Origin of the sequence: Curtobacterium sp. MCBD17_030 (assembly GCF_003224255.1) — a bacterium.
Lineage (GTDB): Bacteria > Actinomycetota > Actinomycetes > Actinomycetales > Microbacteriaceae > Curtobacterium.
This window is the reverse complement of sequence record NZ_QKLI01000002.1, coordinates 112,756-132,265: the sequence shown is the minus strand read 5'-3', so window position 1 is coordinate 132,265 and position 19,510 is coordinate 112,756. Positions and strand designations below refer to the sequence as shown.

The following is a 19,510-nucleotide window of genomic DNA, read 5'->3' as shown; positions in this document are numbered from 1 at the left end:
CGCGGACCCAAACTCGAACAGTCTAGTGGATGGTGTCCAGCTCTAGAGCTTGGTCACCTGGTCGAAGCTGAGCTCGACCGGCGTCTCGCGCTCGAAGAGCGAGACGAGCACGGTGAGCTTGCCGCTCTCCGGCTTGATCTCGGAGATCGACCCCGGCAGACCCGCGAACGAGCCTTCCTTGATGGTGATCGTCTCGCCGACCTCGAAGTCGACCTCAGCCTGGGGCTGCGCCTGTGCGGCACCGCCACCCTTCGCGCCACCCTTGGTCGGGGCGGTCTCGGCGACCTGGACGAGGGACTTCAGCATGCCGAAGGCCTCGTCGAAGCGGAGCGGGGTCGGGTTGTGGGCGTTGCCGACGAAGCCGGTCACACCGGGGGTGTGACGGACGACCGACCACGAGTCCTCGTCGAGGTCCATGCGGACGAGCACGTAGCCGGGGATCCGGACGCGGGTGACCAGCTTGCGCTGCCCGTTCTTGATCTCGACGACGTCCTCCATCGGGACCTCAGCCTGGTAGATGTAGTCCTCCATCGACATCGAGACCATGCGGTTCTCGATGTTCGCCTTCACGCGGCGCTCGAAGCCCGCGTAGGAGTGGATGACGTACCACTTGCCCGGCTTCATCCGCAGTTCGGCCTTGAACGCCTCGTACGGGTCGACCTCGGACTCTTCTTCGTCGTCCTCGGCCGTGATCGTGACCTCGGCGTCAGGGGCGACGTCGACCTCGGACTCCGGGGCGATCGCTCCGAGGGCGTCCGCGGACTCCTCGGCAGCGATGGTCTCGTTCGCCTCGGCGGCGGTCTCGTCCTCGAGTTCGGACTCTTCTTCGTCCTCGACGGCCTCGACGGCGGCTTCGGCCTCGTCAGCGGTGTCGATCTCGAGCGCGTCGTCGACGACCGCGTCGGCCTCGGGGTCACGCGACTCGGCGAGGGCGGCGAGCGTCTCGTCGAGCTCGGCGGCGACCGTGCCGTCGTCCGGCTCGTCACTCAGACCGAGGGACTCGTCGTCCTCGTCCTCGACCGAGATCGCGCGCTCCTCGGCGGAGTCGATCGAACGGAGTTCGCTCGTCTCGACGTCGCCTTCCTGGTTCTCCTCGACCTCGGAAGACTGCTCGGCAGCGGTCGCGAGGTCGATGTCGTCGCGGGAGTAGTCAGACACAGTCGGTTCTTTCCGTTCGATGGTGCGGATCGGGTTGGCGCTCGCGTCCCGGGCGGGGAACGGGTCGCCGTCTCCGGGAGACCGTACCCCGAGGAGGACCGGAGCGGTCGGACCTGCGGACAGGCCGGGCGCGCCAGGAGTGCAACGCGCCGGGGTTCATGCCGGCTGGGTCAGGCCGTGGGGCCGTTGCCGAACACGTAACCGACGCCGAGACCGAACACGAAGTCGAGGACCGACACGAGGATCATCATCACGACGACGAACACGAGCACGACACCCGTGTAGCTGAAGAGTTCCTTGCGGGTCGGTGTGACGACCTTGCGCAGTTCGCCGAAGACCTGGCGGATGAACAGTGCGATCGCGGCGAACGGGCCGCGGCGCTGTGCGCGGTCGACCTTTGCCTGGGCGACGACGTCGTCGGCCGTCTCCACGTCTTTGCTCGCCACTTCAACCCTTCCCGATGTGCAGGGCGGACAGGACTTGAACCTGCAACCTGCGGTTTTGGAGACCGCTGCTCTACCAATTGAGCCACCGCCCTTCGGAACGTCCACCCGTGCGGGATCCGGTCGTTCCAGGGAGAAGAAGTCCGATTTCCACAGACTTCAACCGCCGCAGAACAGTGTACGGGAGTCGCGACGGCGGTGTCCACTTGACGGATGCTCCGGCGCGGCGCGTCGGTAGGCTGAACCCGTGAGCACCGACGCCGCCAGCCCTCAGCCCACCGACAGCCCCGACACCAGCACACGGCCCCGTATCGCCTCCCGGATCGCCGCCATCGCCGAGTCCGCCACCCTCAAGGTCGATGCCAAGGCCAAGGCGCTGAAGGCCTCCGGTCGCCCGGTGATCTCCTTCGCCGCCGGCGAGCCGGACTTCGCCACTCCGGCACACGTCGTCGACGCGGCCGTCGCGGCGGCGCAGGACCCGGCGAACCACCGGTACACGCCGGCCACGGGCCTCCCGGACCTCAAGCGCGCCGTCGCCGACAAGACCGCGCGGGAGTCCGGCATCGCCGTCGACCCGTCGCAGGTCGTCGTGACGAACGGCGGCAAGCAGGCCGTCTACCAGGCGTTCCAGACCGTGGTCGACGCCGGCGACGAGGTCCTGCTGCCGGCGCCGTACTGGACCACCTACCCCGAGGCCGTGCGGCTCGCCGGCGGTGTCCCGGTCGACGTCTTCGCCGGCAGCGACCAGGGCTACCTGGTCACCGTCGAGCAGCTCGAGGCGGCGCGGACCCCGCGCACGAAGGCGCTGCTCTTCTGCTCCCCCTCGAACCCGACCGGCGCCGTCTACTCGGCTGAGCAGACCCGCGCCATCGGCGAGTGGGCGCTGGAGCACGGCATCTGGGTGATCAGCGACGAGATCTACCAGGACCTCGTCTACGACGGCATCACGTTCTCCGGGGTGCTCGAGCAGGTCCCGGCCCTCGCGGACACGACCATCCTGGTCAACGGCGTCGCCAAGACGTACGCCATGACCGGCTGGCGGGTCGGGTGGATGATCGGCCCGTCCGACGCGATCAAGGCCGCGTCGAACCTCCAGTCCCACCTGTCGTCGAACGTCTCGAACATCTCGCAGCGGGCCGCGATCGCGGCGTTGAACGGCCCGCAGGAGCCCGTCATCGCGATGCGCGAGGCCTTCGACCGCCGTCGGAAGGCGATCGTCGCGGGCCTCAACGCGATCCCGGGCTTCGTGACGCCGGAGCCGCAGGGCGCCTTCTACGTCTACCCGGACGTCACCGCGCTCCTCGGTCGCGAGTGGGCCGGCAGCACGCCGACCACGACCCTCGAACTCGCCGACCTGATCCTCGAGCACGCCGAGGTCGCGGTCGTCCCCGGTGAGGCGTTCGGTCCCTCCGGCTACCTGCGGCTGTCGTACGCACTGGGCGACGACGACATCGCCGAGGGCGTCGCGCGGCTGGCTCGCTTCTTCGGCTGACCTCAGCGCGATCACACCCCGCCCGTCGCGCCCCGCTTCGCACATCGCGCCCCGTCGAGACGGGGCGCGATGTCGTTCACGGGGCGCGATGTCGTTCACGGGGCGAGACCACCGAGCACGGGGCGCAGTGGCCGGGCACGACGGGGCGGGATCACCGGGCGCGGTGCGGCGTCGGCGCGCCGGATGTCAGGCGAACAGGTCGCCGACCACGACCGGCTCCGGGACGAGCGTCACCCCGAAGCGGTTCGCCACGGTCAGCTGCACGTACCGCGCGAGCTCGGCGACCTGGGCCGCCGTCGCTCCCCCACGGTTCGTCAGCGCCAGGGTGTGCTTCGAGGAGATCGCCGCTCGGGACCCCGGCACGCCGTACCCACGGTGGATCCCGGCGTGCTCGATGAGCCACGCTGCGCTGAGCTTCACGTCGTCGCCGGCCGGCCAGCGCGGTGCGTCGGCGGGCATCGTCTCGGCGAACCCGGCCGAAACGATCGGGTTGGTGAAGAAGGACCCGGCGCTCCAGGTGTCCGGGTCGGCGTCGTCGAGCACCATGCCCTTCGACCCGCGGAGCCGCAACACCTCGGCGCGGACGTCGGCGGGGGCGACGCGGCTGCCGAGCTCGACGCCCAGGGACCCGGCGAGCTGGGCGTACCGCACGGGCACGCCGTCGTCGGTGGCCGTGCCGAGCCGGAACTCGACCGTCAGGACGACGCCGCGGCGCCCGTGCTTCAGCGTGCTCGTGCGGTAGCCGAGCGCCAGCTCGGACGCGGGGACCCAGGACCGCTCCCCGGTCTCGGCGTCCAGGAAGTCGACCGCGGTGAGCACGTCGGACAGCTCGACCCCGTAGGCGCCGATGTTCTGCACGGGGGCGGCGCCGACCGTGCCCGGGATGCCGCTGAGGGCCTCCAGGCCGGTCCACCCGCGCTCGACGGTCGTCGCGATGAACGCGTCCCACGGCTCCCCCGCCGCGACGCGGACGGTGACCCCGTCGTCGTCGGACTCGGCGCTGACCCCGCGGGTGCGGACCACGACGACGGTGCCGGGGAAGCCCTGGTCGGCGACCAGCAGGTTGCTGCCGCCACCGAGGACCAGCCAGTCGTCCTCGTCCGACCACGCCTCGACGACGTGGGCGACGAGGTCGTCGGTCGTGTCCGCGACCAGGAGGCGGCCGGCCGGGCCGCCGACGCGGAGGGTGGTCAGCTCGGCGAGCGTCGTGTCCGTCACGGTCGGCGGAACGCCACCGTGACCTGAGCCTTGCCGAGCACGGTCTGCCCGGCGGCGGTCACGGTGAGGTCGATGCGCAGCGGTCGGCCCTGCTCGTCGAGTGTGCCGACCTTGGCGACGACACCGACGTCGGCCCCGTCGGTCGGGTCCACGACGACGGGACGGGTGAAGCGGACGCCGTACGAGGCGACCCAGCCGCGGTCGCCGAGCCACTCGGCGACCGGCTGGACAGCCGAGCCCATCGTGAGCATGCCGTGCGCCAGGACACCGGGCAGGCCGACCGACGCGGCGACGTCGTCACGGTAGTGGATCGGGTTGAAGTCGCCGGAGGCGCCGGCGTACCGGACGAGCGAGTCGCGCGTGAGGTGCACCTGTCGCTCCGCGACGACGGTGCCGACCTGCAGGTCGGAGGCGGTGTCGGTCATGCGTCATCTCCTCGGACGACGAGGGTGGACGTGGCGGTGACGACGTGCTCGCCGTCGGCGTCGACGACCGTCGACTCGGCGGTGACCATCGCGTTGCCGCCGAGGGTCTTGACGCTCGTCACGGCCAAGGTGGCGGTCAGCTCGTCACCGGCGACGATCGGGCGTGCGTAGGCGAACCGCTGCTCACCGTGCACGACGCGGGAGAAGTCGATGCCGGCGTCCGGCTCGGCGAGGAGCTGAGCGAGCGTGGCTTCCTGCACGACGACCGCGAAGGTCGCCGGTGCGACGACGTCGGCGTGCCCGGCGGCTCGGGCAGCTGCGGGGTCGGAGTGGATCGGGTTCGTCGCGAACACGGCGCGGGAGAACTCGCGCACCTTCTCGCGACCGACCAGGTACGGCGGGGCCGGCGGGAACGTCCTGCCGACGAGCTCGGGGTTCACTGACACCGCAGCAGTCTACCGAGGCCCTCGCACGCCCGGACATACATGAGTTTGCATCGGTTAAGCTGCCGAGGCGTTGGTCGGGGGACGACCGAGCGGACCCGCGGGGAGTGGCGATGGAGACGACGACCGAGTACACGGTGCTCGAACACCACCGGTGCACCGCGGTGGAACTCGTCGACGCCGCCCTGCGCGCGCACGGGCACCACGTCGTCACCGAGAGCGGACGCCTCGTCGTCGTCGCCGGAGACCGGATCGCGACGGCGTTGTTCGGCGCGTTCGTCCGTCCCGCACGGCAGTACCGGCGGTACGAGGTCGCCCTGTCCGCGACGCCGGGCCACGCGGTGCTCACCCTGCGCCACGCGGGCCACGGAGCGGCCGTCGCGGGCGGCATGATCGGCGCGAAGCGGCGTCGGGAGGCCTGGCACCACGTCACGGCCCTCGTCGAGACCACCCTGCACGGCGGTGGGGTCCTGCTGCACCGGACCGACCGCGTCGACGTGTCGGGCACCTCGCTGCGCTGAGGCAGCGGCTGGCGGCGGCGCGCCCCGACGCAGACGCGAAAGCGACAGATGTGCGCGGTGAGACGGCGGAGATCTGTCCGTTTCGCGCCCCGATCCCACCAGACCGTGACGGGGCACCCCCACCGCTGGCCGGTGGCGGCGGGCCCCGACGCGGACGCCAGAGCGACAGATGCGCGGGGTCGGACGGCGCAGGTCTGCCGGTTTCGCGCCCGGTGCCGGTCGCGCCCCGGCGCCGGTCCCGGCCGCGCCGCGGTTCGGCCCCGGTCCCGCCAGACAGCGGCCGGACGGGAGGCGCGGGACGGGTCCTCGGGGAGCGGCCGACCGCGCAGGACGGGGCGGGAACGACGAAGGCCCGGCGCTGCTGCGCCGGGCCTTGCCGTCTTCACGTCGTTCCCGCTGGCGACACATGTTCGACCAGCGCGGTAGCGAGGGCGGGACTTGAACCCGCGACACCACGATTATGAGCCGTGTGCTCTAACCAACTGAGCTACCCCGCCATGGATCCGCAGTGATCACCGCGAAGTGACGACACTGCGAGTCAGAGCCCCGAGTCAGGATTGAACTGACGACCCCTTCCTTACCATGGAAGTGCTCTACCACTGAGCTATCGGGGCGAGTACCGCGAGCGGCACCACACGAGGATAGCAGACCCGCGACGGTGGTCCGGAACCGACCGTGACGCCCGGGCGTGCCGTCCCTGAGGGCTAGTTCGCGTTCGCCCGGAGCCAGGCCAGCGGGTCCACCGGGACACCGTCGATGCGGATCTCGAGGTGCAGGTGCGGCCCGGTCGAGTTGCCCGAGCTGCCGACCAGGCCGACGGTCTGGCCGACCTTCACCTGCTCGCCCTGCACGACCTGGAACGAGTTGTCGAGCATGTGCCCGTAGACGCTGACGAACTGCTTGCCGTCGACGTCGTGCTCGACCCAGACGTCGTTGCCGAAGCCGCCGTCGTTCGCCTGCACCTTGATGACGGTCCCGTCGGCCACGGCTCCGATCGCGGTGCCGGCACCGGGGGCGAAGTCGACGCCCTGGTGGAACGTCGAGCAGAACGAGCACCCGGCGACCTGCCGGCCACCGAAACCCGAGGAGATCGGCACACCGACCGGGAACGGCCACTGGATCGTGCCGTTCGCGTCGTTCGTGAACGTCGAGGAGTCGGTCGCCGTGCCGGCCGCCGGGGTGACGCTCCGCTGCGCTTCGGACACGGTGTACGCGTCACGGTCCACCGGACCTTCGACGGCGTCACCGACGGACAGCGACTGTGCGTCCTGCACTGAGGCGCGGACGGTCGCGGCGCCCGGCTGCGGGACGTAGAGGGCCTGTGCCGGCAGCGAAGTCGAGACCACGAGACCAGCGGTGAAGAGCAACGCGCCGACGACCGTCACGCGGGACGCCGTCCGACGGAAGGACACCCCGGAGGCCCGGGTCGCACGACCGGTAGCGGGAACGGTGCGGGCGATGTGCCGCGTGGCACGGTCCACCCGAGGGCCGTCGGCGATCACCGGGACGGTCGGGGCGGCGGAGCGGGCCGCCTTCGGGGTCGCGCTGCGTGTGGCCTGCTTCGTCACCGGGGCCCGACGGGCAGAGGCGCGACGAGTGGCACGCGGCACCGGAGCGCGCTCGGCGAGCGGCGCGACGACCGGCGAGGACGGCGCCGGCGGCGTCAGCGGTGCGGCGCTCGAGGCGGGGAGGACCGGCGACGAGGGGGCCGGCGGCGTCGCGGGGCCGGAGCTGACGGGCGCCGGACGAGCCGCGTCACGGGAGGTTCCGGGAGCCGAACGGTCGACGTCCGACCGACGGCGGGACGTCTTCGCGGCGGCACGTTCGGCTTCGATCCGAGCTCGTCTCGTCAGGTGCACGGACGGGACCGCCCCGGGGGCGGTGCGGTCGATGGTCGTGGGCGTCTGCGAGGAGTCGAGCATGCGTTCGGTGATGATCCTGAGTTCGAGGCACGGGCGCTCGTCGGTAACGAGCAGGTAACGGGACTCATGAACGCTAGCAAAGGACCCCGGTCCTCGCCAGTCGCCTGCACGCCTGTGCATGCCCCCCAGAGCGGGTGTCGAGCACGGGGACGTCAGCCGGTGCGTCAGCGCGTGGCCGGACTCAGGACCCCAGGACGTCGTCCTCGAGCGTGCGGACCAGGGTGGCGAGGTCCTCGACGATGCTCGGCGCGGCGAAGAGGAAGGACCGCGTGTCGCCGACCTCCCACGTCCGGACGTCCGCTCCGGCAGCGGCGGCCACGATCGAACCGGCTGCCATGTCCCACGGGTTGATGCCCCGCTCGTAGTAGGCGTCGACCGTGCCGACCGCCACGGCGCAGCAGTCCAGCGCGGCTGCTCCGGCGCGGCGGACGTCGCGCACCTCGGTGATGAGTCCGGCGAGGACGGCCGCCTGCTCCCACCGACGCTCGGCCGTGTACCCGAAGCCCGTGGCGACGAGCGTCTCGGCCAGGGACTCCGGCGTGGCGACCGCGATCGGCCGTCCGTCCAGGCTCGCCGCTCCCCCGGCGACCGCGCGGTACACCTGCCCGGTGGCCGGGGCGATGACGACACCGGCGACGGGCTCCCACATCGCCGGGTCGGGCACGCCGCGGACGACGCCGATGCTCACGGCGTAGACGGGGCTGCCGTAGAGGTAGTTGACGGTGCCGTCGATGGGGTCGACCACCCAGGTGAGGCCGGAGGTGCCGGAGGCGGCGCCGGACTCCTCGCCGAAGAAGGCGTCGTCGGGGCGTGCTTCGGCGATGCGTCGGCGGATCAGCGCCTCGACCTCGCGGTCGGCAGCGGTCACGACGTCCGCGATGCTCGACTTGCGGTCCGCGACCTCGACCCCTTCGGCGCGGCGCTGCGCGGCGAGCGCGGCGGCTTCGCGGGCGATCGCCTCCGCCAGGTCGGCGAGGGCATCAGGAGCAGCGGACACGACCGAGGGGTTCGACATACCCCGATCCTGCCCCACCGCAGCTCTGCCGCGGCCCCGGCTCCGCGAGAGCACCGGCAGCAACGCGAATGGCCCCGTCCGGAGACGGGGCCATTCCGACGAGCCGACAGAGGACTGCGGCTGACACGTGGCGAGTGAGGGATTCGAACCCCCGGAGGCATACGCCGGCTGATTTACAGTCAGATCCCTTTGGCCGCTTGGGTAACTCGCCATGTGCGCACCCGGCCCGTGTCGTCACCGACCGAAGGCGCGGTGAAGAGCATAGCCGATGTTCGGAGGTGGTCGCGACCACGGCCGGGCGGAAGACACTCGCACCGGGCCGGGTCGGGCCTCCGGCACGGGGCGGCGTGGCGCCCGATAGGCTGGACGGTATGGCAGACAGCTCCTTCGACGTGGTCAGCAAGGTCGACAAGATGGAGGCGGAGAACGCCCTCAACCAGGCGGCGAAGGAGATCGAGCAGCGGTACGACTTCAAGGGTGTCGGTGCATCCGTCGCGTTCAGCGGCGAGGACGTCCTCATCAAGGCCTCGACCGAGGAGCGCGCCCTGGCCGTCCTCGACGTGCTGCAGACGAAGGCGATCAAGCGCGGCATCAGCCTGAAGAGCCTGGACGCCGGCGAGCCGTTCCCCTCGGGCAAGGAGTTCCGCATCGAGGTGAAGTTCAAGAACGGCATCGAGCAGGACATCGCGAAGAAGATCGGTGCGGTCATCCGTGCCGAGGCGCCGAAGACCGTGAAGAGCCAGGTGCAGGGCGACGAGCTGCGGGTCTCCTCGAAGAGCCGTGACGACCTGCAACAGACCATCCAGCTGCTCAAGGGCCAGGAGTTCGACGTCCCCCTGCAGTTCATCAACTTCCGCTGACCGCGCTCCCCCGCGCAGAGACAGGCCCGACACCGTGGAGCACTGGCTCGTCGTTGCGCTGATCATCGTCCTGGTCCTGTTGGACCTGGCGATCCGCGCCTTCTCACTCGTCATCGTCCCGATCAACCGGAAGCCGCAGACGGCGACGGGCTGGTTGCTGGCGATCTTCCTCATCCCCTACATCGGGTTCGTCGTGTTCCTCCTGCTCGGGTCCTCGAAGCTCCCCCGGGCCCGCCGCGAGAAGCAGACCGAGATCAACCGCTACATCCTCGAGCAGACCGAGGGCATCGAGCGGGTGCGCCGCGACCACCCGTGGCCGACGTGGCTCGAGAGCATCACGAAGTTGAACCGGCAGCTCGGGTCCATGCCGCTGGTCGGCGGCAACCAGGCCGAGCTGTACCCGCACTACGACGACGCGTTCGCGGAGATGACGCACGCCGTCGACGCCGCGCGACGATTCGTGCACGTGGAGTTCTACATCGCGTCCCTCGACGACACCACCCGGCCGTTCTTCGAGTCGCTGGCACGTGCACAGGCACGTGGCGTGACGGTCCGGTTCCTCATGGACCACTGGGCGAGCAAGAGCTACCCGTACTTCAAGGACACCCTGGCGTTCCTCGACGCGGCGGGCATCGAGTGGCACCTGATGCTGCCGCTGCTGCCGCTGGAAGGGAAGTTCCAGCGTCCCGACCTCCGCAACCACCGGAAGATCCTGGTCGTCGACGGGTCTGTGGCGTTCACGGGGTCGCAGAACCTCATCGACCGTTCGTACGACACCAAGGCCAACATCGAGCGCGGGCTGCGGTGGCGCGACCTGTTCGCCCGGTTCGAGGGCCCCGTCGTCGCGGGCATCAACGCCCTGTTCGTCACCGACTGGTACAGCGAGACCGACGAGCTGCTGCTCCGCGAGAGCGACCCCGTGCACCGGGCGGACCGGCAGGACTCCCTGGACTGCCAGGTCGTGCCGTCCGGGCCGGGCTTCGACGGTGAGAACAACCTGCGCCTGTTCAACGCCCTGCTGTACTCGGCGCAGAAGCGGGTGTCGATCACGTCGCCGTACTTCGTCCCGGACGACTCGATGCTCTACGCGATCACGACGACCGCGCAGCGCGGGGTCGAGGTCGAGCTGTTCGTCGGTGAGATCGGCGACCACGCGATGACGTGGCACGCCCAGCGCTCCTACTACGAGGGGCTGCTCCGGGCGGGCGTGCGGATCTGGCTGTACCGTGCGCCGACCGTGCTGCACGCCAAGCACTTCACGATCGACGACGACGTCGCGGTGATCGGGTCGAGCAACATGGACATGCGCTCGTTCACCCTGAACCTCGAGATCTCGGTGATGGTGCGCGGGAAGTCCTTCGTGGACGCGCTGCGGGACGTCCAGGACGACTACCGCGCCGCCAGCCGCGAGCTGACGCTCGACGAGTGGCTCACCCGACCGCGTCGGTCGCGGGTGTTCGACAACGTGGCGCGGTTGACGGCAGCGTTGCAGTAGCGGTCGGCCGGGAGGCCCGCCCCACGCCCGCCCCGTCGCCACCGGTCAGCTGGTGGGCGCGGGCACCGCCGAGGCGATCCTCGCGGTCAGGCGTTCGAGCGGCCCCCGTCCGAGGAACCGTCGCCACACCATCGCGAACAGCACCGCGCCGACCACGAACCCCCACCAGGTCGAGGGTCCCTGCGGCATGTCGGGCCACAGGGCGATGACGACGAGGTGCAGCGCGTAGACGGTCAGCGGCATCGACCCCACCGCCGCCAGGGGGAACGCGATCCGGGTGACGAACGGCCCGTGCCCGTCGACGAGCAGCCGGCACAGGGCGATCACGGCGACGGCGACGGCAGCGGTGCCGGCCACGTCCACGATCGACGACGAATGGTCAAGTGGTGAGAGGAACACCTGCGCGAACGTCTGACCGGCGTCGGAGCCGGACGGCACGAAGGGCACGCCGGGGAAGGCGTACGTCGTGTCGGACGGGATCGGTGCAGTGGCGTTCCCGATGAGGTACGCCGCGGCCGCGACCACGATGCCGGACACGAGGAGCAGGACCTGCCGCATCGAGTCTCCCCCCACCAGCACGGCCCAGGCGCCGCTGGCGTGTCGCCCGGGAGTCGGCGGTGCGGACCCGGGTCGGGACCGCGCGACGGCGAGCCCGACCAGCACGTACGTGGCGAAGGTGACGACGGGGTAGACCAGCCCGAGCTGGACGCCGAACATGCCCGCCTCGGCGTAGAGCGGCAGGATCGCCAGCGCGACCGGTGCGGCTGCGACCGCGCAGGCCACGGCGAGCAGGAGCAGTGCCCACGGCCGCCAGCGGAGCACGGGCAGGGCCAGCAGGAACAGGGCGCCGTAGGTGGGCAGCACCACGTACACCGGCGTCTGCAGTGTCATCAGCAGCAGCCCGACGACGACCACCACGACCGCGCGGAGTGCCAGGCGTGCCCGGACCCGACCGATGTCGGGCGGCCCGGGCGGTCGGTCACGGCCGCTGACGAGTCCGATCGACACCCCGGCGAGCACCGCGAAGAGCGCGGCGGACCGGCCGTTCACCACGGCGCTGAAGCTCGTCGGGTCCGCCCAGTCGACGTTCTCGGCGACGTCACCGACGTGCGCGGCCATCATCCCGAAGAGGGCGAGGGACCGGGCCACGTCGACCCCGACGAGCCGGCCGGACGATGCAACGCCCGGCACCCCGCGTCGGGGTACCGGGCGCAGCGTGGTCATGCTCGGACCTGCGAGGCGTTCAGGCCTGCGAGTCGGCGCGGGAGCGGCGCAGCGAGACGTCGATCATCTCGTCGCGGGGCACGACCTTGACGCGCGCACGGCCCTCGGCCTCGCCGAGTGCGATCTCGTGCTGGTCGAGGGCGTGCCACCCGTCGAGGTCGGTGAATTCGACGCCGCGTTCGCGGAGCAGTGCCGGGATCGCCTCTTCCGAGGGGTCCTCCGGGCTCCACCAGGTGCCCTGGTCGGTGACGACGTGCTGCACGGTCTCCATCGCGTCGGACTTGGTGTGCCCGATCAAGCCGACGGGTCCGCGCTTGATCCACCCGGTGGCGTAGACGCCCGGGATGCGGTTGCCGTCGGTGTCGAGGACCTGACCCTCGTGGTTCGGGATGATCCCGTAGCGCTCGTCGAACGGCACGCCGGGCAGGGGTGACCCGACGTAGCCGACCGCGCGGTAGAGGGCCTGGATCGGGATCTCGCGGATCTCACCCGTGCCCTCGACGCCGCCCTGGCCGTCCGGACGGGTGCGCTCGTACCGGATGGCGCGGAGCGCACCGTCGTCGTCACCGAGCAGTTCGAGCGGCTTGGCGTAGAAGTGCAGGTGCAGGCGACGGCTGGCGGTGCCGACCTCGCGCGTGCGCCACTGCTGCAGCACGCGGTCGATGACGGTGACCTGCTTGTTCGTGGCGATCGCGAGCTTCGAGGCCTCGTCGTGGTCGAAGTCCTCGTCGTACACGACCATGTCGACGTCGCGCAGTTCGCCGAGTTCACGCAGCTCCAGCGGCGTGAACTTCACCTGCGCCGGTCCACGGCGTCCGAAGACGTGGACGTCGGTGACCGGCGAGGCCTTGAGGCCCTCGTACACGTTCGCCGGGATCTCGGTCGGCAGCAGGTCGTCGGCGTGCTTCGCCAGGATGCGGGACACGTCGAGCGCGACGTTGCCGTTGCCGATGACCGCGACGCTCTCGGCCGTGAGCGGCCAGGTGCGGGGGACGTCGGGGTGCCCGTCGAACCAGCTGACGAAGTCGGCGGCGCCGTAGGAGCCGTCGAGGTCGATGCCGGGGATGTCCAGGTCGGCGTCCTTGATCGCGCCGGTCGAGAACACGACCGCGTTGTAGTGACGCTTCAGGTCCTCGAGCGTGATGTCCTCGCCGAAGCGGACGTTGCCGAAGATCCGGATGTCACCGCGGTCCAGGACGTCGCGGAGGGCGTTGATGATCCCCTTGATGCGGGGGTGGTCGGGCGCGACGCCGTAGCGCACCAGACCGTACGGGGCCGGGAGCTGCTCGAACAGGTCGATCGAGACGTCGAAGCCGCGTGCCTCCCGCAGGAGGATGTCCGCGGCGTAGATGCCGGCCGGACCGGCGCCGACGATGGCGAGTCGGAGGGTGGGCACTGATCGGTCTCCAGTTTCGTTCGGGTCAGCGGCTGCGGTCGACGACCGTCTCCGCGAACCGGGTGAGGGCTCGTTTGACGGTGCCGTCCGGCAGGGGCGCCAGGGCGGCGACCGCTTCGTCAGCCCAGTTCGCGGCCAAGGAACGGGTCGCCAGGGTCGCGTCGTGCGCGCGGAGCTCGGCGACGGCGCTCTGGTACGCGTCCGAGTGGACAGCGTCGTCGGGTGCGTCGCGGACGTCCCGCTCGATGCGGGCGAGGAGGGCCGCAGCACCCTCGTCGGTGGCGGCACGACGACGGAGCTGCAGCAGGGGCAACGTGTCCACGCCGGCACGGAGGTCGTTCCCGGCGATCTTGCCGGTCTTGTCCTTCGCCGGTGCCAGGTCGATGACGTCGTCGACGAGCTGGAAGGCGACGCCGACCTTCTCGCCGAAGGTGCCGACGGCCTCGAGCAGGGATCGGTCGGCACCGGAGAACATCACGCCGGCACGGGCGGCGGTGGCGATGAGGGACCCCGTCTTGTCGCTGAGCACCTGGATGTAGTGCTCGACCGGGTCGTCCTCCGGCTGCGGGCCGGTCGTCTCGTGGAGCTGACCCATGCAGAGGCGCTGGAAGGTCTCCGCCTGCATCCGGATGCCCTCCGGCCCCAGGTCCGCGGTGATGAGCGAGGCGCGGGCGAAGAGCAGGTCCCCCGTGAGGATCGCGATGTTGTTGCCGTAGGTGACGTGGGCGGCCGGGACACCGCGGCGCACCGGTGCCTCGTCCATCACGTCGTCGTGGTAAAGCGAGGCCAGGTGCGTCATCTCGACGCTGACCGCGGCCTTCACCACGTGGTCGGTCACACCGTCGCCGAGTTGCGCGATGAGCAGCGTCAGGGTCGGACGGATGCGCTTGCCGCCCGCGGCGAGCAGGTACCGGCTGGTGGTGTCGGCCAGGGTGTCGGCGGAGCGCATGGCGTCCTCGAGCCCCTGCTCGACGTGTTCGAGCCCGTCGTCGACCGCGGCGATGAAACGACGGTCGGCCGGGGTGGCGAACAGACGCTCGCCGATGCCCAGGGACGCTCGGAGACTCTGTGCGCGTCGGGCGACCGGGACACTCGGGTTCAACTGCTGCTCCGTACTCGCGGGGTGGCGGTGGGGACCTGGGCCGCGGGCCTAGGCCTCGGGCTCCACGCGGGGCTGCTCACCCGTGGGCTGGTGCTCGCGACGTGCCTTCGCACGGCGGGCGGCGGACTCGCGCACGCTGCCCTCGACTGGCTTGCGGCCACGGTGCAGGGCGACGATGCCGGCGGTCAGGTTGCGGTGCGCGACCATCGTGAAGCCGACACCGCGGAGCCACTGGCTGAGGACCTGCTGGTCCGGCCAGGCCTCGATCGACTCGGCGAGGTAGCGGTAGGCGGCCGGGTTGCTGCTCGAGAGCCTGGCGATGCCCGGCAGGACGCGCTTGAGGTACGTGTTGTAGCCGAAGCGCAGTGCGGCGAACGGCGGCGTGGAGAACTCGCAGATGACGAGACGGCCGCCGGGCTTGAGGACCCGCAGCATCTCGGTCAGGGCCTGCATCGGGTCGTTCACGTTGCGCAGCCCGAACGAGATCGTGACCGCGTCGAACGACTCGTCCGAGAAGGGCAGGTGCTCGGCGTCGCCCTCGACGAAGGTGATCTCGGGGTGGCGTTCGCGGCCGACCGCGATCATGCCGGACGACAGGTCGAGGGCGGTGACCTCCGCGCCCTTCTTCGCCAGGGCCGCGGAACTGGTCCCGGTGCCGGCGGCGAGGTCGAGCACACGCTCGCCCGGCTGGGGGTCGACGGCCTTGACCGTCGCGACGCGCCACAGCGGTGCGTTGCCCGCCGACAGGATGTCGTTGGTCAGGTCGTACTTCGCTGCGACGTCGTCGAACATGGCCGCCACTTCGTCCGGCCGCTTGTGCATGTCCGCTCTGCTCACCCGGTCATCCTAGAGGCCGCGGCCCGACGCTTCCCGGTAGGCGTGCAGGAGCGGGACAGCCCGGGCGCGCCCTGACGCGTAGCATCGGTCCGTGACCCGTCCCACCACAGCGGTCCAGCCGCTCACGGTCTCGACCCGCATCCTCGACGACCCGGGAGCCGTGCTCCGCCACACCCTCGCCGGAGCGCCGTTGGCCTTCGTGCGGGGCGGTGACGGGATCGTCGGGATCGGCGAGGCCATGCGCTTCGAGTTCTCCGGCCCGACCCGGATGCGCGACGCCTCCGCCCGGTGGCGGCAGATCGTCGCCGCCGCGGTGGTCGACGACCCGGTGCGGCTCCGCGGCAGCGGACTGGTGGCGTTCGGGACGTTCGCGTTCGCTGATGACTCGAGCGCGACGAGTGTCCTCATCGTGCCGCGGGTCGTGGTCGGCCGGCGGCGGGGTCGGGCGTGGATCACCGCGGTCGACACCACCGACGCCCCGGCTCCCCTGCCGTTCACGAGCACCTCGGTCCCGGTCCCCCGCGTCGGCCCGCACGTCTCCGTCGCACTCCGGCCCGGCGCGGTCGACGAGGACGCCTACGCCGCCTCGGTCGCCGCCGCGGTCACCGCGATCACGGCCGGGCGCGCGCAGAAGGTGGTCCTGGCCCGCGACCTGGTCGGCAGCCTGCCGCCCGGCGCCGACCGCCGTGCCGTGCTGCTCGACCTGGCCGCCGCCTACCCGACTTGCGTGACCTTCGCCGTCGACGGGCTCATCGGGGCCACTCCCGAGACGCTCGCCCGGACCGAGGGGCGCACCCTCACCGCCCGGGTCCTGGCCGGCAGCGCTGCACGGGGTGTGGACGCCGAGAGCGACCGGGTCGCCGCCGAGACCCTCGCCGCGAGCACGAAGGACCTCGAGGAGCACGCGTTCGCGATCTCGAGCCTGGTCGCCTCGCTGCGGCCGATCGCAGCCGACCTCCGGGTGGACCCCGAGCCGTTCCGCCTGCAGCTGCCGAACGTGTGGCACCTCGCCAGCGACGTCGAGGCCGTCCTGCCCGCCGGTGTGACCGCACTCGACGTCGCCGACGTGCTGCACCCGACCGCGGCCGTCGCCGGGACCCCCACCGACGTCGCGGTGCGGCTCGTCGCCGAGCTGGAGGGTGTGGACCGCGGACGCTACGCCGGTCCCGTCGGCTGGCTCGGCGCCTCCGGGGACGGTGAGTGGATGCTCGCACTCCGCAGCGCACAGATCGAGGACGACGGCACCGTCCGCGCGTGGGCCGGGGCCGGGATCGTCGCGGGCTCCGAGCCGGCTCGGGAGGTCGCGGAGACGCGGCTGAAGTTCCGACCGATCGTCGACGCCCTGGCCTGACAGCGGCACCGGCACCGGCACCGGCCGGAGCCCTCGCCGGTCAGTCGGCCAGCGGCACCTCGATGACCACGCGCTCGGCGGGGTCGGTGAGGACCCGTTCCAGGTCGCCCCAGGTCTCGGCGCGGCGGTACTCCCAGCCGAGGCCCGTCACGACGCGTTCGACGTCGACGTGCTGCGGCGTCGTCATCATCCGCCGCATGTCCTCGGGTGCGGTCGTCGCCGCCACCTCGAGTCCGCGGAAGATCGCACCACCGCCGTCGTTGCCGACGACGACCTGCAGCCGCGGGCGCGCCTCCTCGGTCCCGGTGACGAGTCCGCCGAGGTCGTGCAGGAACGTGAGGTCCCCCACCACGACCCGGGTGGTGCCGACGGCGCCGGACTCGGCCTCGAGCGCCGTCGCGATGCCGAGGGCCGTCGAGATCGTGCCGTCGATGCCCGCCAGCCCGCGGTTGGCGTGCACGCGGATCTTCTTGCCCGCGACGGTCGTGTCCGCGACCCGGATGATCTGCGAGGCGCCGAACACCAGACGGTCGTGCGGCCAGGTGGCACCCCACACCGCCTCGGCGAGCATCGCGCGGTCGACGGGCCGACGGCGGAGCGCGACCTCGTCCTTCAGGAACCGGTTCCGCTCGGCGCGGTCCTCGGACCGCTTCGCGTCGAGGTCCGGTCCGGCGTCGCCCTCGCCGAGCAGCGAGCGGCTCGCCGCGACCCAGCGGCCGACCCACGCACGGTGCGCCGGCCCGGTCCGCCCGGTGACGCGGACGTCCGAGACGACCTGCGTGGCGGCATCCGGCCGGGAGGCGCGCGCCGGGTCGTACACGTCGGCTCCGGCACCGCGGACCACGACCGTCTCGACGTCGGCGCGCTGCAGGAGCGCCGGGACCTCGCGACTGAGGGTCGGGTGGCCGAGGACGACCGCACGCCGCACCCGGCCGCCGAAGTCGTCGTCCCGGAGCAGCTCGCGGTAGGCGGCCGCCAGGTTCCGGCCGAACCGGGCACCGCTCGACACCTCGGCCAGGAGCGGCGCCCCGAGTTCCCACGCGATCCGCTCGGCGTCTGCGCCGGCGTCGTGTCCGGCGATCACCACCGTCGCGGGGTCGTCGTCGGGGGCGAGCTCCGCGACCGGCAGCGGGCTGGTCGTCCGCCGGGTCGCGTACGCGCGGTCCACCTGGTCGTCGGGCACGCCGTCGACCCGGTCGAGACCGGCGCTGAGGGGTTCGCGGAAGGCGAGGTCGAGCTGCACCGGACCGGCTTGCCCGGAGTGCCCCGCAGCGGCAGCGACGGCCTCGCGCACCAGACCGCGGACGGTCGCGCGGACGTCGTCGTCGACACCGTGCGCACTCGGTGCCTGGACGTCGCGGACGAACGACACGGCCGGCCCGAAGACCCCGGGCTGCACCGTGGTCTGGTTGCTGCCGATGCCGCGCAGTTCGGCCGGGCGGTCGGCGGAGACGACGATCATCGGCACACCCGAGTGGTGCGCCTCGAGCACGGCGGGGTGGAGGTTCACGACCGCTGTCCCCGAGGTCGTGACGACCGCGGCGGGCCGCCCGGACTCGACGGCCAGGCCGAGTGCGAAGAACCCGGCGGTCCGCTCGTCGAGGCGGACGTGCACCGTGATGCCACCGGCGCGTTCGAGGGCGGCCGCAGCGAGGGCCAGGGCCTGCGACCGCGACCCCGGACTGACCACGACGTCGGTCACACCGGCGCGGGCCAGTTCCTGCAGGAAGGCGAGGGCGAAGTCCGTCGCGGGACTGCCGGAACTGCCGGAGCCCGGCCGCCCATCAGCGACTGCGCCGTCAGCGGCCGCGCCGTCAGCGATCGCGCCGTCAGCGATCGGGGCGGCCGTCGTCGTCGCCGTCGTGGAACTGTTCTTCGAGGGATCGGAGGGTCGCGTCGTCCTGGTCCTTGTCATCGCTCTTCCGCCCGGGAGGCTTCGTGCCACCGAGGAAGTCGGGGTCGTCTTCGGGACCACGGTACCCGGCACCACCGCCGCCGTTGCCTCGCTGAGCCACGGCCGGGGTCCGGCCGAGCAGGAACCACAGCACGCCGCCGAGGACGGGCAGCACGACGACCAACAGGACCCAGATGCCCTTGCGCAGGGACCGGACGCGGGTCCGCGGCATGGTGGCGCAGTCGATCAGGGCGAACACCGTGAACGCCACGGCGGCGACGACGATGACGAGCCACAACCTGACCATCTTCGAAGTCTAGGTCGGGAGGCTGTGACCGTCCTGGCCTTCGTCCGGCCGCCGTGGAGACCGGCGTCCGTACACTTGCAGGGTGAAAGCGTGGCTCGTCTACTCCCTGGCTCGGCTCGGCATCTTCGTCGTGGCACTCGTCGTGCTGCTCGTGATCGGGCTGCCCTGGTACTGGGCGGCGATCGGGGGGGCGCTCATCGGCCTGCTCGTCTCGTACATCGCGCTCCCGGGGTTGCGCGGGGACGTGACGACCACCATCGCCGAGCGCCGTGCCCGTCCCGAGCGCGATGCGGACAGCGACTTCGAGGACGACTTCGTCGACACCGCCGACGCGACCGACACCGACGTCACGCTCCGGAAGCACCCCGACGAGGCCTGACCGACAGCGCCCGGCCGACGGTGGCCGG

19 protein-coding genes and 4 tRNA genes are annotated in these 19,510 nt (G+C 71.5%); 6 read left to right on the top strand and 17 right to left on the bottom strand.

Translation table 11 applies throughout. From position 1 onward, the window contains the following. Window positions 1-42: 42 nt before the first annotated feature. From nusG to DEI89_RS03400, 3 genes are all read right to left on the bottom strand, one after another. Window positions 43-1,158 carry a transcription termination/antitermination protein NusG gene (nusG, locus tag DEI89_RS03410; protein WP_110902638.1) on the bottom strand — a complete coding sequence of 372 codons (1,116 nt, stop codon included), beginning with the start codon at window positions 1,156-1,158 and terminating at the stop codon, window positions 43-45. Between the two features lie 170 nt (window positions 1,159-1,328). Then, the gene (gene secE, locus DEI89_RS03405) at window positions 1,329-1,604 is read right to left on the bottom strand and encodes a preprotein translocase subunit SecE (RefSeq protein ID WP_110902637.1); all 276 of its coding nucleotides are present in this window, start codon (window positions 1,602-1,604) and stop codon (window positions 1,329-1,331) included. 19 nt (window positions 1,605-1,623) lie between these two features. Further along, a tRNA-Trp gene (locus DEI89_RS03400) sits at window positions 1,624-1,696 on the bottom strand. Between the two features lie 152 nt (window positions 1,697-1,848). Between DEI89_RS03400 and DEI89_RS03395 the strand changes: the two genes are divergently transcribed. Beyond that, window positions 1,849-3,093 carry a pyridoxal phosphate-dependent aminotransferase gene (locus DEI89_RS03395; RefSeq protein ID WP_110902636.1) on the top strand — a complete coding sequence of 415 codons (1,245 nt, stop codon included), beginning with the start codon at window positions 1,849-1,851 and terminating at the stop codon, window positions 3,091-3,093. 186 nt (window positions 3,094-3,279) lie between these two features. Here the strand turns inward: DEI89_RS03395 and DEI89_RS03390 are convergent, their stop codons facing one another. The 3 genes from DEI89_RS03390 to DEI89_RS03380 are packed head-to-tail and all read right to left on the bottom strand — an operon-like array spanning window position 3,280 to window position 5,182. Beyond that, entirely contained in the window at window positions 3,280-4,311 is a 1,032-nt protein-coding gene (locus tag DEI89_RS03390; RefSeq protein ID WP_110902635.1) for a UDP-N-acetylmuramate dehydrogenase, read from the bottom strand. Next, window positions 4,308-4,736 (bottom strand): MaoC/PaaZ C-terminal domain-containing protein, encoded by a 429-nt coding sequence (locus DEI89_RS03385; protein WP_110902634.1) that lies wholly within the window; start codon window positions 4,734-4,736, stop codon window positions 4,308-4,310. Before DEI89_RS03385 ends, DEI89_RS03390 begins: the two co-directional genes overlap by 4 nt. Continuing rightward, window positions 4,733-5,182, bottom strand: coding sequence for a MaoC family dehydratase N-terminal domain-containing protein (locus tag DEI89_RS03380; protein WP_110902633.1), 450 nt, complete (start codon window positions 5,180-5,182; stop codon window positions 4,733-4,735). The genes DEI89_RS03385 and DEI89_RS03380 overlap by 4 nt, the downstream gene beginning before the upstream one ends. A gap of 110 nt (window positions 5,183-5,292) precedes the next feature. On the opposite strand from DEI89_RS03380, the gene DEI89_RS03375 reads away from it, so the two are divergent. Continuing rightward, window positions 5,293-5,700 (top strand): hypothetical protein, encoded by a 408-nt coding sequence (locus DEI89_RS03375; RefSeq protein ID WP_110902632.1) that lies wholly within the window; start codon window positions 5,293-5,295, stop codon window positions 5,698-5,700. A gap of 423 nt (window positions 5,701-6,123) precedes the next feature. Here DEI89_RS03375 and DEI89_RS03370 read toward each other — a convergent pair. The 5 genes from DEI89_RS03370 to DEI89_RS03350 form a co-directional block, all read right to left on the bottom strand. Continuing rightward, a tRNA-Met gene (locus tag DEI89_RS03370) sits at window positions 6,124-6,197 on the bottom strand. 45 nt (window positions 6,198-6,242) lie between these two features. Then, window positions 6,243-6,314: transfer RNA gene (locus DEI89_RS03365), tRNA-Thr, on the bottom strand. Between the two features lie 90 nt (window positions 6,315-6,404). Continuing rightward, entirely contained in the window at window positions 6,405-7,622 is a 1,218-nt protein-coding gene (locus DEI89_RS18215; protein WP_110902631.1) for a M23 family metallopeptidase, read from the bottom strand. Window positions 7,623-7,803: 181 nt separating this feature from the next. Beyond that, window positions 7,804-8,637, bottom strand: a complete 834-nt coding sequence (locus tag DEI89_RS03355) for an inositol monophosphatase family protein (RefSeq protein WP_110902630.1) — start codon at window positions 8,635-8,637, stop codon at window positions 7,804-7,806. Window positions 8,638-8,765: 128 nt separating this feature from the next. Further along, window positions 8,766-8,848: transfer RNA gene (locus tag DEI89_RS03350), tRNA-Tyr, on the bottom strand. A gap of 160 nt (window positions 8,849-9,008) precedes the next feature. Here DEI89_RS03350 and DEI89_RS03345 point away from each other — a divergent pair. Beyond that, window positions 9,009-9,497: a YajQ family cyclic di-GMP-binding protein gene (locus tag DEI89_RS03345; RefSeq protein ID WP_110902629.1), complete on the top strand. Its 489-nt coding sequence runs from the start codon at window positions 9,009-9,011 to the stop codon at window positions 9,495-9,497. A gap of 34 nt (window positions 9,498-9,531) precedes the next feature. Beyond that, window positions 9,532-10,992: a cardiolipin synthase gene (cls, locus tag DEI89_RS03340; protein ID WP_110902628.1), complete on the top strand. Its 1,461-nt coding sequence runs from the start codon at window positions 9,532-9,534 to the stop codon at window positions 10,990-10,992. A 45-nt stretch (window positions 10,993-11,037) separates the two neighbouring features. Here the strand turns inward: cls and DEI89_RS03335 are convergent, their stop codons facing one another. The 4 genes from DEI89_RS03335 to DEI89_RS03320 are packed head-to-tail and all read right to left on the bottom strand — an operon-like array spanning window position 11,038 to window position 15,551. Then, on the bottom strand, window positions 11,038-12,216 hold the full coding sequence (locus tag DEI89_RS03335) for a heparan-alpha-glucosaminide N-acetyltransferase domain-containing protein (RefSeq protein ID WP_110902627.1): 1,179 nt from the start codon (window positions 12,214-12,216) through the stop codon (window positions 11,038-11,040). A 19-nt stretch (window positions 12,217-12,235) separates the two neighbouring features. Further along, entirely contained in the window at window positions 12,236-13,612 is a 1,377-nt protein-coding gene (locus tag DEI89_RS03330; RefSeq protein WP_110902626.1) for an FAD-dependent oxidoreductase, read from the bottom strand. A gap of 25 nt (window positions 13,613-13,637) precedes the next feature. Further along, a complete protein-coding gene (locus DEI89_RS03325; RefSeq protein ID WP_110902625.1) occupies window positions 13,638-14,714 on the bottom strand; it encodes a polyprenyl synthetase family protein in 1,077 nt (358 codons plus the stop codon). 48 nt (window positions 14,715-14,762) lie between these two features. Beyond that, window positions 14,763-15,551, bottom strand: coding sequence for a demethylmenaquinone methyltransferase (locus tag DEI89_RS03320; RefSeq protein WP_110902624.1), 789 nt, complete (start codon window positions 15,549-15,551; stop codon window positions 14,763-14,765). 91 nt (window positions 15,552-15,642) lie between these two features. Here DEI89_RS03320 and DEI89_RS03315 point away from each other — a divergent pair, with 91 nt between their 5' ends. Further along, complete coding sequence (locus DEI89_RS03315; protein WP_110902623.1) at window positions 15,643-16,902, top strand: isochorismate synthase MenF; 1,260 nt, start codon at window positions 15,643-15,645, stop codon at window positions 16,900-16,902. A 40-nt stretch (window positions 16,903-16,942) separates the two neighbouring features. Here the strand turns inward: DEI89_RS03315 and menD are convergent, their stop codons facing one another. Then, window positions 16,943-18,817, bottom strand: coding sequence for a 2-succinyl-5-enolpyruvyl-6-hydroxy-3-cyclohexene-1-carboxylic-acid synthase (menD, locus tag DEI89_RS03310; RefSeq protein ID WP_110902622.1), 1,875 nt, complete (start codon window positions 18,815-18,817; stop codon window positions 16,943-16,945). After that, window positions 18,732-19,103, bottom strand: coding sequence for a PLDc N-terminal domain-containing protein (locus tag DEI89_RS03305; protein WP_110902621.1), 372 nt, complete (start codon window positions 19,101-19,103; stop codon window positions 18,732-18,734). The genes menD and DEI89_RS03305 overlap by 86 nt, the downstream gene beginning before the upstream one ends. An 82-nt stretch (window positions 19,104-19,185) precedes the next feature. Between DEI89_RS03305 and DEI89_RS03300 the strand changes: the two genes are divergently transcribed. After that, window positions 19,186-19,482, top strand: a complete 297-nt coding sequence (locus DEI89_RS03300) for a DUF4229 domain-containing protein (protein WP_110902620.1) — start codon at window positions 19,186-19,188, stop codon at window positions 19,480-19,482. Window positions 19,483-19,510: the final 28 nt, after the last annotated feature.

Coding starts and splice junctions, on each gene's coding strand:
- DEI89_RS03335 (WP_110902627.1), bottom strand. CDS start 12,216: ATGACCACGCTGCGCCCGGTACCCCGACGCGGGGTGCCGGGCGTTGCA.
- DEI89_RS03375 (WP_110902632.1), top strand. CDS start 5,293: ATGGAGACGACGACCGAGTACACGGTGCTCGAACACCACCGGTGCACC.
- DEI89_RS03355 (WP_110902630.1), bottom strand. CDS start 8,637: ATGTCGAACCCCTCGGTCGTGTCCGCTGCTCCTGATGCCCTCGCCGAC.
- DEI89_RS03385 (WP_110902634.1), bottom strand. CDS start 4,736: ATGACCGACACCGCCTCCGACCTGCAGGTCGGCACCGTCGTCGCGGAG.
- DEI89_RS18215 (WP_110902631.1), bottom strand. CDS start 7,622: ATGCTCGACTCCTCGCAGACGCCCACGACCATCGACCGCACCGCCCCC.
- DEI89_RS03305 (WP_110902621.1), bottom strand. CDS start 19,103: ATGGTCAGGTTGTGGCTCGTCATCGTCGTCGCCGCCGTGGCGTTCACG.
- menD (WP_110902622.1), bottom strand. CDS start 18,817: ATGACAAGGACCAGGACGACGCGACCCTCCGATCCCTCGAAGAACAGT.
- DEI89_RS03345 (WP_110902629.1), top strand. CDS start 9,009: ATGGCAGACAGCTCCTTCGACGTGGTCAGCAAGGTCGACAAGATGGAG.